This is a genomic window from Lacisediminihabitans sp., from assembly GCF_043726815.1.
Lineage (GTDB): Bacteria > Actinomycetota > Actinomycetes > Actinomycetales > Microbacteriaceae > Lacisediminihabitans.
In genome coordinates, this window is sequence record NZ_JAYSJZ010000053.1 from 71,764 (window position 1) to 83,078 (window position 11,315).

9 protein-coding genes are annotated in these 11,315 nt (G+C 70.3%); 6 read left to right on the forward strand and 3 right to left on the reverse strand.

All coding sequences use genetic code 11. The features are described 5' to 3' along the window. Positions 1-51 precede the first annotated feature (51 nt). The 5 genes from ACHZD8_RS06690 to mutM all read left to right on the forward strand — a co-directional run bounded on the left by ACHZD8_RS06690 (position 52) and on the right by mutM (position 4,061). Entirely contained in the window at positions 52-1,380 is a 1,329-nt protein-coding gene (locus tag ACHZD8_RS06690) for an aspartate aminotransferase family protein (protein ID WP_394769391.1), read from the forward strand. A 166-nt stretch (positions 1,381-1,546) separates the two neighbouring features. Next, a complete protein-coding gene (locus ACHZD8_RS06695) occupies positions 1,547-2,104 on the forward strand; it encodes a YceD family protein (protein ID WP_394769393.1) in 558 nt (185 codons plus the stop codon). Between the two features lie 15 nt (positions 2,105-2,119). Further along, complete coding sequence (gene rpmF / locus ACHZD8_RS06700; RefSeq protein ID WP_147783905.1) at positions 2,120-2,323, forward strand: 50S ribosomal protein L32; 204 nt, start codon at positions 2,120-2,122, stop codon at positions 2,321-2,323. A gap of 29 nt (positions 2,324-2,352) precedes the next feature. Next, on the forward strand, positions 2,353-3,048 hold the full coding sequence (gene rnc / locus ACHZD8_RS06705; RefSeq protein ID WP_394769395.1) for a ribonuclease III: 696 nt from the start codon (positions 2,353-2,355) through the stop codon (positions 3,046-3,048). 2 nt (positions 3,049-3,050) lie between these two features. Further along, positions 3,051-4,061 (forward strand): bifunctional DNA-formamidopyrimidine glycosylase/DNA-(apurinic or apyrimidinic site) lyase, encoded by a 1,011-nt coding sequence (gene mutM, locus ACHZD8_RS06710; RefSeq protein ID WP_394769396.1) that lies wholly within the window; start codon positions 3,051-3,053, stop codon positions 4,059-4,061. 308 nt (positions 4,062-4,369) lie between these two features. Here mutM and ACHZD8_RS06715 read toward each other — a convergent pair whose 3' ends face one another. From ACHZD8_RS06715 to ACHZD8_RS06725, 3 genes are all read right to left on the reverse strand, one after another. Next, positions 4,370-5,716 (reverse strand): ATP-binding protein, encoded by a 1,347-nt coding sequence (locus ACHZD8_RS06715; RefSeq protein WP_394769398.1) that lies wholly within the window; start codon positions 5,714-5,716, stop codon positions 4,370-4,372. Next, positions 5,713-6,405 carry a response regulator transcription factor gene (locus tag ACHZD8_RS06720; protein WP_394769400.1) on the reverse strand — a complete coding sequence of 231 codons (693 nt, stop codon included), beginning with the start codon at positions 6,403-6,405 and terminating at the stop codon, positions 5,713-5,715. Before ACHZD8_RS06720 ends, ACHZD8_RS06715 begins: the two co-directional genes overlap by 4 nt. 88 nt (positions 6,406-6,493) lie before the next feature. Next, positions 6,494-7,204, reverse strand: coding sequence for a HEAT repeat domain-containing protein (locus ACHZD8_RS06725; RefSeq protein WP_394769402.1), 711 nt, complete (start codon positions 7,202-7,204; stop codon positions 6,494-6,496). Between the two features lie 315 nt (positions 7,205-7,519). Here ACHZD8_RS06725 and ACHZD8_RS06730 point away from each other — a divergent pair, with 315 nt between their 5' ends. Then, the gene (locus ACHZD8_RS06730; RefSeq protein WP_394769404.1) at positions 7,520-11,218 is read left to right on the forward strand and encodes an AAA family ATPase; all 3,699 of its coding nucleotides are present in this window, start codon (positions 7,520-7,522) and stop codon (positions 11,216-11,218) included. The last annotated feature ends 97 nt before the right edge of the window (positions 11,219-11,315 follow it).

Below are 11,315 nucleotides of genomic sequence, written 5' to 3' on the forward strand. Positions count from 1 at the left end.
AGTCTGGTGCGGGGGTCGTCTTCGGCCCCCGCACCGCTCACAAAGGCAGCCATGAACACTCTCGACACCGCGGTCGGCGAACACGCCTACGAACTCGACCGGTCCCACGTCTTCCACTCCTGGTCGGCACAGGGGGCGCTGAAGCCCTTCGTGATCGCCGGGGCGCTCGCCTCCACCGTCTGGGACTTCGACGGCAACCACTATCTCGACTTCTCGAGCCAGCTCGTGAACATGAACATCGGGCACCAGCATCCGAGGGTCGTCGCCGCTATCAAGGCGCAGGCGGACACCCTCACGATGGTCGCGCCGGCCCACGCGAACCTCGCGCGCGGTGAGGCGGCCAAGCGCATTCTGGCCAAGGCCGGCCGGCCATTCAGCAAGGTCTTCTTCACCAACGGTGGCGCCGACGCCAACGAGAACGCCATCCGCATGGCCCGGCTCGTGACCGGGCGCGACAAGGTGCTCTCGCAGTACCGGTCGTACCACGGCAACACCGGGGCGGCGATCGTGGCCACGGGGGACTGGCGACGGATGCCCAACGAGTTCGCCCGCGGTCACGTGCACTTCTTCGGGCCGTTCGCCTACCGCTCGGAGTTCTGGTCGGACTCGCCGGAGCAGGAGTGCGAGCGCGCCCTGCACCACCTCGAGCGGATGATCGTGTCCGAGGGCCAGTCCACGATCGCGGCGATCCTGCTCGAGGGGGTGCCGGGAACTGCCGGCGTGCTCGTGCCACCGCCCGGCTACCTCGAGGGCGTGCGGGACCTTGCCGACAAGTACGGCATCCTGCTCATCATCGACGAGGTGATGTCCGGCTTCGGTCGCACCGGCAAGTGGTTCTCCTGGCAGGGATTCTCACGCGAGGAGGGCAACTGGAAGCCCGACCTCATCACCTTCGCGAAGGGGGTCAACTCCGGCTACGTTCCCACCGGCGGGGTGATCATCTCGGAGTCGATCGCCAACGCGTTCGACGATGTGGTGTTCCCCGGCGGGCTCACCTACTCGGGACATCCGCTGGCCATGGCGTCCATCGTCGCCTCGATCGACGCGATGGACGACGAGGGGATCATCGAGCACGCCCGCGTGATCGGCAGCGACCACCTCGAGCCTGGCCTCGCGGAGCTCGCGCGCAAGCATCCGATGATCGGCGAGGTGCGCGGTCTCGGCGTCTTCTGGGCGCTCGACCTCGTGGACGACCCTGACACCCGCAACCCGGTCTCCGGGGCCGTCATCGCCCGGCTCAAGGGCGAGCTCATGTCGCGCGGGCTGCTGCCGTTCGCGGCGGACAACCGCATCCACGTCGTGCCACCGTGCGTCGTGACGGCGGATGAGGTGGCTCGCGCCCTCGAGATCTATGACGAGGCGTTCACCGCGGTGGAGTAGCCCCGGCCCCGATCATCCCTGCATCTTGGGGCTCTTCTTCTTTCCGAAATCCATGCAATTTCGGCGACACGCCGTCCGGATGCGCCGGCGCGCGGCGTGTCGGGCAGGAATGCATGGATTTCGGAAGGGAGGAAGGTCGGGCCCGCGGCTCGCGTAAACTCGTTGGGTGCCTCACGTGATCAAGACCCCATACACCGTCGACGTGTACGACCTCATGCACCGCCCGGGCGAGATGCGTGAGCGTGCGCTCGACGTGATCGTGCCAGAGTCCTTCGGCAACGCCATGATCGGCGTGAAGCAGGGCAGCGAGCTGCGAATCGACCTGCGCATGGAGTCCCTCCATGACGGCATTCTGGTGAGCGCAGACGTCGAGGGAACGGCCGCCGGCGAGTGCGGTCGGTGCCTTATCGACATCGAACAACCCGTTCAGGTCGAAATCCAGGAGCTTTTCGCGTATTCTTCAGACGAAGCTTTTGAATACGAGGTTCACGAGGACACGATTGACCTCGAACCCGTAGTCAGGGATGCGGTGGTGCTTTCACTGCCGTTCCAGCCGGTCTGTCAAGAAGATTGCCTCGGTCTGTGCCCGCAGTGTGGGGTGCGACTACTCGACAACCCGGGCCACGAGCACGAGGCTCCCATCGATCCACGGTGGGCTGCGCTCGGTGACTTGGCAGACACCACCACCCCAGATGTAACCGATGCTGCAAGCGGCGTCGAGTAGAGAAAAGAGATAGTCATGGCAGTTCCGAAGCGCAAGATGTCACGCGCCAGCACCCGTGCGCGTCGCGCCCAGTGGAAGGCCACCCCGCCGACCCTGGTGAAGACCGTCGAAGGCGGCAAGACCACGTACAGCCTCCCGCACCGCGCGAAGGTTGTCGAAGACTCCACCGGCGCCCCGCTGTACATGGAGTACAAGGGTCGCAAGGTCGCGGACGTTTAGTCCACTCGCTTGCTCTAACGGAGCGATCGATGCCGGGCACTAGCGAAACACGGGGCGAACTCGTCGAGTTCCTCGCCGTGAGCGTCAGCCCGGACCTACTCGAGCTGGCCTTGACCCACCGCTCGTACGCGTATGAGAACGGCGGCGTCGCGCACAACGAGCGCCTCGAGTTCCTTGGCGACTCGATTCTCGGTCAGGCCGTCACGGTCATGCTCTTCCGGGAGAACCCCGACCTCGACGAGGGCGAACTCGCCAAGCGCCGAGCCAGCCTGGTGAGTTCCGTCGCGCTCGCCGAGGTGGCCCGCGCCATCGGGCTCGGCAGGCACATCCGTCTCGGCCGCGGCGAAGAGCTCACCGGCGGTCGCGACAAGTCGTCGATCCTCGCCGACACGGTGGAAGCCGTGATCGGCGCGGCGTACATCGACGCCGGCGGCGAGGCTGCCACCGAGCTCGTCCTGCGGCTCATCCGCCCACTGCTCACCAACCCGGAGCGGTTCGGCGCGGCGATGGACCCCAAGACGAGCCTGCAGGAGCTCGCGGCCCACACCGGCCGGGGCCTCCCGCACTACGAGGTGACCGACAGCGGACCGGATCACTCGAAGCGGTTCCACGCGACAGTGTCCCTCGGCGGAATCGACGTGGCCGAGGGCGACGGCACGAGCAAGAAGCAAGCGGAAATGGCGGCGGCGCTCGACGCCTGGACCGCCCTGTCGCAGTCCGACTGAGCGTGCCTGAGCTTCCCGAGGTAGAGGTCGTTCGCGCGGGCCTCGAGCCGGTCGTCACCGGCGCGACAGTTCGAGCCGTGACCGTGTTCGACGAGCGTTCCTTGCGCCGCCACGACGGCCCGAGTGAGGACTTCGTCGATCGGCTCACCGCACGCACGATCACCGGCGCGGTTCGCCGCGGCAAGTTCCTCTGGCTGCCGCTGGCTGCGCCATCCGCTGCCGCCTCTCCGGCCTCTCCGGCCTCTCCGAGAACGCAGGAGAATCGCGACAAAACGACGCCACAGCCCGCATCCGGCGCCCTCGGCGAAGAGTCTCCTGCGTTTTCGGTGGAGGAGGCGCTCGTGGTGCACCTCGGCATGAGCGGGCAGGTGCTGCTGCGCGATGTCGGGCAGCCGGATGACGCGCTCCTGCGCATCCGACTGGACCTGGATCACGACCGGCTCGGACCGTTGCGCGTCGACTTCGTGGACCAGCGGATCTTCGGATCGATGGCGCTCGACGACCTCGTGGGCACGCCGGACGGTCGCCCGGGCGGGTTCGGCGGCGAGGCTGCGCTGGTGCCCAGCCAGGTCTCCCACATCGCCCGCGACCCGCTCGACCCGGCCTTCTCCGATGCGCAGTTCTTCGCGGCGCTCGCGAAACGCAAGACCGGCATCAAGCGCGCCCTGCTCGACCAGACGCTCATCAGCGGGGTCGGCAACATCTACGCGGACGAGTCGCTCTGGGCGGCCCGCATCCACTACGACCAGCCGACGGCCACCCTGAGCCGCGCCCGCGCGCGCGCGCTCCTCGCCGAGGTGCGGCTCGTGCTCGGCAAGGCGCTCGCCGAGGGCGGCACGAGCTTCGACGCCCAGTACGTGAACGTGAACGGGGCGTCCGGCTACTTCTCGCACTCGCTCAACGCATATGGGCGGCAGGGCGAGGAGTGCCCGCGCTGCGGCCGGCCGATCGTGCGGGAGTCGTTCATGAACCGCAACTCGCATCTCTGCGCCTTCTGCCAGCGGCTGCGCTGAGCGCGGCCGGGCGGCTCAGCCCGCGCTGGCATTTGCGCATTTCCCCCGCCGTCGCGTCCCGGACCGCTGCATCCCGCCGTCGCTGCGTGCGTAACTCCTGCAGTTTCGCCGGCGACCTCCTGACGCTCCCGCGAATTCGGGCCTGCGGACTGCTCCGACACGCGAATTGCAGGAGTTATGGACGCGGGAAGCCGGGGAGCGGCGAGCAGGGCGGGGGAGCTGGGGAGCTGGGGAGGCGCGCAGGGAGCGGCGCGCAGGGAGCGGTGCAGCGCTGAGCGGGGCCTGCGCGTGAGCCGCGGAGCGCGCGCCTACGCCGCGGGCAGCCGCACGGTGAAGACGGCGCCACCGCCCGGCGCGTTCCCCGCGACGATGCTGCCGCCCAGCCGGGAGACCAGCCGCGAGGCGATCGAGAGCCCGAGCCCGGTGCCCACCGGGCGGATGTCGCGGTAGCGCGCGTGCAGCGCCCCGCGTTCGAAGGCGACTCGCAGGTCGTCGGCGCTCAGGCCGGGGCCACCGTCGCGCACCTCGAGCACGACATCCGTCCCCTCGGCCCGGGCGTGCAGCTGCACCCCGGCGCCGGCCGGAGTCACCCGGAGGGCGTTCTCGACCAACCCGTCGAGAACCTGGCGCACCCGCCGGCCGTCGGTGACGATCGTCGCGTGGTCGGCGGCGACCGCCAGCGCCACGCCCAGGGTCGCGCAGCGGCCGAGCCAGGCCTGGCCGGCCTCGTCGAGCAGGGCGGCGACGTCGAGCGGCTGACGGTGGATCACGAAGTCGTCGGCCTCGAGCCTGGCCAATTCGAGCAGGTCGGCCACGAACCGGTCGAGGCGTTCTGTCTCTGCGACGAGTGTCGCGCCCACCGAGGCGATGTCCGCCTCGTGGATGAGGCCGTCGGTCATCGCCTCCCCGTATCCGCGCACGGCCGTGAGTGGGGTGCGCAGCTCGTGCGAGATCGACAGCAGGAACTCCCGCTGCCGTCCCTCACTCGTGGTGAGGGCATGGTCGAGGCTCGCGAGGGCATCCGCGACATCCGCGATCTCGGTCGGACGGTGCGCGGTGATCGGCAGCCCGCGTTCGCCGGCGCCCATTCGTCGCGCGGTCGCCGCGGTGGTGACGAGGGGTTTCGCGATCCACCGGCCGAGCAGGGCCCCGGCGATCACGGCGAGAACGATCCCCACGAGGAGGGCGATGAGGATGCGGCTGGCCGTCTGCTGGGTCGTGCGCTCGAGGCTCGCCTGCGAACGCACGAGCACGATGGCGGCCCCGGACGGCGTCGTCCTGCCCTCGATCACCACCGTCTCGCCGCCGCTGCGCCGCACCGTGGACACCGGATTGCCTCGAATCAGCCGCCGCGCCATCGCTTGGTCGATGTAGGGTGCCCCTCCGCCGACCACCTGCCCGTTCCGGCGCACGAGCGCCACCTCCGTGTCGCCGAGGGCGAGTTTCACCCGGTCGCTCAGGTCGGTGATGGTGGCCGCCGCGCGAAGCTTGCTCAGCACGTCCGCCTGCGCGGCAAGCTGCGCCTTCGCCTCGTTGATCGTCGACACCCGCACGAGTTGCAGGGAGATGAGGCCGGTGGCGAGAACGGCGAGCATCGCGACACTCACGGTGACGAGGGTGATGCGGCCGCGCAGGGATCGGAGGTAGGTCCTCATGCCGACACCGAGTAGCCCACCCCGCGGGACGTGACGATGGGGCTCGACTCGCCGAGCTTGGACCGCAGCTGGGCGACGTGCACGTCCACCGTGCGCCCGAGCCCGTAGTCGGCGTGGCCCCACACCGACGACAGCAGCTGCCCGCGGGTGAACACCTGCCCCGGCGAGCTCATCAGCTTGGCCAGCAGGTCGAACTCGGTGCTCGTGAGCGTGACCGGCAGCCCGGATGCCTCCACGCGGCGCCGAAGCGGGTCGAGCGCGATCGCCCCGACGGTCAGCACGCGCCCCGCCACCGGGCCCGCGTGCCGGCGAAGGATGGTCTTGATCCGCACGACGAGCTCGCGGGGCGAGAACGGCTTGGTGAGGTAGTCGTCTGCGCCGAGTTCCAGTCCGAGGATGCGGTCGACCTCGTCGTCCCGCGCCGTGACGAAGATCACGGGCGTCCAGTCCTCGGCGGCGCGGAGCCGGCGGCAGATCTCGATGCCATCGACGCCGGGCAGGCCGACGTCGAGCACGATCGCCACGGGCCGCAGGCGCCGGATGCTCGCGAGCCCGGCCTCCCCATCGCCCTCCACGTGCACGCCGAAGCCCGCCTCGGCGAGGTAGAGCCGCTCGAGGTCCGCGATCGCGCGCTCGTCTTCGACGATCACGACGAGGCCCCGCGACTGCCCCCTCGCCTCCGACTCCATGTGATCATTCAAGCGGATCGGCGGCCACAATCCGGGCACCGACCGCGCGCCCTTACATTCCCCGAACACGGGGCTCCGCGAGCGCGGCTCAGGGCGTCTCCGTCTCGAGAATCCGGCGCAGTCGCGCCTTGGTGAGGTTGGTGGAGACGATCCAGCGGATGTCCGGGTCGTCGACCGCGCGCAGCCGGTCGAACGCGGCGAGGCCGGCGGCCGGTGACGCGGCGACCGCGACGCTCCAGCAGTACCCGAGTGCCTGGCGCAGGTTGCGAACGGCCGGCTCCCGGCGACGGTCGGCGGGAAGCGAGCGGATCCAGTCGGTCGCGCTCGAGCACGCGTCGATCGCCGCGCTCGCCGTCGTGGGGTCGGCCAGCAGTCGGGGCTCGCAGATGCCGGCGACGGCGGCCCGGCGCACGTAGCCGTCCGCATCCGTCAGCCAGTCGGCCACGATCGCCCGCAGCCGGTCGGGCCGGGCGTCGCCGATGAGCTGGAGGGCGCGCGCCGCGGCCTCGCGAACACGCCAGAGCGGGTCGGCGGCCCGTTCGCGCAGCAGCGACACGAGCGAGGCATCCCCGGGCTCGGCGGCGACAAGGCGGCCCGCCGCCTCCGTGCCGCAGAAGCGCAGGTACTCGTCGTCGAGGTGGGCGAACCGCAGGATCGTCTCGCGGTCGGCGACCGCGGCGAAGGCGTCGGCGAGCTCCAGGTTGCCGCGGGGGCCCGGCAGGCCCGACCGCGCGGTGAGGTAGCCGGCGAGCTCCGCCGCCGGCACCGCTCTCAGCTCGTCCTCGCGCCGCGCAGGCATTCCTCAAGTCTTGCCCGGCCGGCGACCCATCGCAACCAGTCACCCGACCGCGGGACCACCGAGGCGGCGCGGCGGTGTGTCGCCCTCGCCGTGCACAACTCCTGCAGAGTGCCGGTGCGCCGCGCGAGGGCCGCCGGGATTCCCGGGCCGCGGCAGCCGCCGGCCGCGAATTGCAGGAGTTGTGCACGGCGAGAGCGCGAACGTCGCACCCGCAGCCGAGGCCGCGAAGCGCGCGCCGCCCGCCTGCCGGGGAGAGCCGCCCCGGTCCGGTACCGTAGACCCAGACGTTTCTGGGGCGTCGGAGAGGGCTGGCCGGTGTATCTCAAGAGCCTTACCCTCAAGGGGTTCAAGTCGTTCGCCCAGTCGACGACCTTCGCGTTCGAGCAGGGCGTGACGTGCGTCGTCGGACCGAACGGCTCCGGCAAGTCCAACGTCGTGGATGCCCTCGCCTGGGTCATGGGGGAGCAGGGCGCCAAGACGCTCCGCGGCGGCAAGATGGAAGACGTGATCTTCGCCGGCACGGCCACCAAGGGCCCGCTCGGCCGGGCCGAGGTGATCCTCACTATCGACAACGCGGATGGCGCGCTGCCGATCGACTACGCCGAGGTCACCATCAGCCGCACCCTGTTCCGCAACGGCGGCAGCGAGTACGCGATCAACGGCGACACCTGCCGCCTGCTCGACGTGCAGGAGCTGTTGAGCGACTCTGGCCTCGGCCGGGAGATGCACGTGATCGTGGGGCAGGGCCAGCTCGACGCCTTGCTGCACGCGAGTCCCGAGGACCGCCGCGGCTTCATCGAGGAGGCCGCGGGCATCCTCAAGCATCGTCGTCGCAAAGAGAAGACCATCCGCAAGCTCGACGCGATGCAGGCCAACCTCACTCGGCTCAGCGACCTCGCTGGGGAGATCCGTCGCCAACTCAAGCCGCTCGGCCACCAGGCCGAGATCGCCAAGGAGGCCCAGTCGATCGCCTCGATCGTGCGGGATGCCCGCGCCAGGCTTCTCGCCGACGAGGTCGTCACGCTCCGCGCCGCCATCACGGCGTCCGCCCGCAGCGAGAGCGAACGCAAGACCGAGCGGATCGTGCTGCAGGAACAGCTCGACCAGAACAAGCTTCGCGAGCACCGCATCGAGCAGTCGCAGGAGGGCGATGCCGTCGACCTCGCGCGCCGCACCGCCTTCGGCCTCGAGTCTGTGCAGGAACGACTGCGCAGCCTCTACACGCTCGCCAACCAGCGCCTGGCCCTGCTCGGGCAGCAGACGGACGCTCCGGATGCCGGCCAGGGCGTCACCCGCCAGATGGTGGCCGACGCCGAAGACGAGATCGAGAGCCTCCTGACCGCGGTCACCGAGACGCAGGCCGCCTGGCAGGAGGCCCAGGCCGCGACCGCGGTCGCCCGGGCCAACCTCGACGGGCTGGACGAGCAGATCGCCTACCAGTCGTCCCTCGTCTCCCGGCACGACCTCGAGATGTCCAAGCTCAGCGGCCAGGCCGACACCGCGCTCTCCCGCCTCGCCGCGGTGCGCGGAGAGGTGCTGCGCCAGCAGAACGCGCTCGATGCGGCGCGGGACCGGCGGGAGAAGTCGCAGGCCTCGTTCGTCGAGCTGGAGGCCGAAGCCGCCCTCACCGACTCCGGCGAGACCGACCTCGACGCCGCCTACGAGACCGCCCAGGCCGAGGTTGTGGATGCCGAGGCCGAGATCGAGCGCCTGCGCGAACAGCTTCACGGCCACGAACGCGAACGCGACGCCCTCGCCGCCCGCACCAGCGCGCTGTCGTCGGCCCTCGACCAGAAGGACGGCTCGAGCGCCCTCGTCGCCGCGCGGCTCGCCGGCATCCGCGGACTTGTCGCCGAACACGTGCAGGTGCAGCCCGGGTTCGAGGCCGCGATCGCGGCCGCCCTCGGCTCGCTCGCCGACGCCGTGCTCGCCGACGATCGCTCGTCGGCCTTCGACGCGATCGAGCACTCCGGCAGCAACGACTACGGGCGGGTCGAGATCGTGATCGCGGAGTCCGGGGCGCCGACCGCGAGCGCCCGTGGCCTCGGCGACGGCATCGTCAGCGCCGAGAGTGTCGTCACCGCACCGGATGGCGTGCGGCACCTGCTCAGCGGAATCCTCATCGCCGACGACCTCGCCACGGCCCGCGCCGGGTGGGCCGGTCTGGCCGCGGGCTCGGCCGTCACGATCATCACCAAGTCCGGCGATGTGCTGTCCGAATACGTGCTGCGCGGCGGCTCGGGGGCCAAGCGCTCGCGGCTCGAGCTCGTCGCGGACCGTGATGCGGCGAAGCATCGGCTCGAGGAGGTGAGCTCCCTCATCGACCGCGCCAAGTTCGCGCTCGCCGAACAGCGGGGGCGTCACCAGGTGGCGAAGGAGCAGTCGGCGCGCGCCCTCACCGCCCTGCGTCAGTTCGACTCTCAGCTCGCCGCCCAGACCGAGAAGCTCAACCGGGTGCGCGTGCAGGTGGAGGCCGCCCAGGCGGAGGCCGACCGGCTCGAGAAGGGCCTGGCCCTGGCGACCGACGCGGTGGCGGATGCCGCGGCCCAGGCCGACCGGGCCCGCCAGGAACTGGAGACGGCGTCGTCCCGCCCCCGCCCCATCCTCGACGTCGCGGCGCGCGAGGGCGTGCTCGCCGACCTGGAGTCGGCGCGGGAGAACGAGATCGAGGCCCGGCTGCAGGTGGAGACCGCGCGGGAGCGGGTGCGCGCGCAGCAGGCGAGGGTAGAGCAGTTGAAGCGCCAGATGGAGGCGGACCGGGTACAGGCCGAGGAGGCCGCCCGGCGCGCGGTGATCCGTCGACGCCAGGTCGCGTCCGCCCAGCGGGTGCTCGAGGCGCTCCCGGCGGTGCTCGACTCCGTCGACCGCTCGGTGTCCCAGGCCCGGCTCGAGCTCGCCGCCCGCGAGGCCGAGCGCTCGGCGCAGAACGAGGAGCTCGCGGAGCTGCGCCGCAGCGAGAACGCGCTGCGGGAGCGGCTCACCGCCATCAGCGAGAGCGTGCACGGCCTCGAGATGCAGGTCTACGAGAAGAAGCTGCACCTCTCGACGCTGCTCGAGCGCGCCGGCGAGGAGCTCGGCCTCGTGGAGGACGTGCTCGTGGCCGAATACGGCCCCGAACAGCTCGTTCCCCTCGACGGTGACCTCCTGCCCCCGCGCGCTTCTCCGGAGGTTTCGGTCGCGGAGGGCGAAAATGGGGCCGAATTGGCCAAATCCGAGACGGAAATGGCGGATGCTCCGGAGAAGCGCGAAGAGAAGCGCGAAGAGAAGCGCGAGGAGAAGCGCGAGGAGAAGCGCGACGACGAACAGGAGCACGAGCAGGGAGCGGAGGCGGCTCCCGAGGGCAAGCGGTTCGTGCGGGCCGAGCAGGAGGCGCGCCTGGCGCGGGCGGAGCGCAAGTTCGCGCAGCTGGGCCGGGTCAACCCGCTCGCACTCGAGGAGTTCGCCGCGCTCGAGCAGCGGCACAAGTTCCTCACCGAGCAGCTCACCGACCTCACCTCGACGCGCAAGGACCTCCTCACGATCATCGACGAGATCGACGAGAAGATGCAGGACATCTTCGGCAGCGCGTTCGAAGACACGAAGACCGCGTTCAACAAGGTATTCCCGGTGCTGTTCCCGGGTGGCACCGGCAGCATCCACCTCACCGATCCGGACAACCTGCTCACGACGGGCATCGAGGTCACCGTGAAGCCGGCCGGCAAGAAGATCGAGCGGCTCTCGCTGCTGAGCGGCGGGGAGCGGTCCCTTGCGGCCGTCGCACTGCTCATCGCGATCTTCAAGGCGCGGCCCAGCCCGTTCTACATCATGGACGAGGTGGAGGCGGCGCTCGACGACGCCAATCTCGGCCGCCTGCTCACCATCTTCGAAGACCTGCGCGAGTCGTCGCAGCTCATCATCATCACTCACCAGAAGCGAACCATGGAGATCGCGGATGCCCTCTACGGTGTCTCGATGCGCGCCGACGGCATCAGCGCGGTCGTCGGCCAACGGGTGAAGCAGGAGCAGGCCGGCTGACCGGTTCCACCGCCCCGGGGAGGTAACGGCTCGGCGCCAATCCGACCCGACCCCTAGACCCCTCGGTCTAGGAGTGATAAAACTACAGGTACGCGAG

Bases quoted from the DNA above. Each gene is read 5' to 3' on its own strand.
- ACHZD8_RS06690 (WP_394769391.1), top strand. From the start codon at position 52: ATGAACACTCTCGACACCGCGGTCGGCGAACACGCCTACGAACTCGAC.
- ACHZD8_RS06720 (WP_394769400.1), bottom strand. From the start codon at position 6,405: ATGGAGTCGGAGGCGAGGGGGCAGTCGCGGGGCCTCGTCGTGATCGTC.
- ACHZD8_RS06725 (WP_394769402.1), bottom strand. From the start codon at position 7,204: ATGCCTGCGCGGCGCGAGGACGAGCTGAGAGCGGTGCCGGCGGCGGAG.
- rnc (WP_394769395.1), top strand. From the start codon at position 2,353: ATGCCGGGCACTAGCGAAACACGGGGCGAACTCGTCGAGTTCCTCGCC.
- rpmF (WP_147783905.1), top strand. From the start codon at position 2,120: ATGGCAGTTCCGAAGCGCAAGATGTCACGCGCCAGCACCCGTGCGCGT.
- ACHZD8_RS06715 (WP_394769398.1), bottom strand. From the start codon at position 5,716: ATGAGGACCTACCTCCGATCCCTGCGCGGCCGCATCACCCTCGTCACC.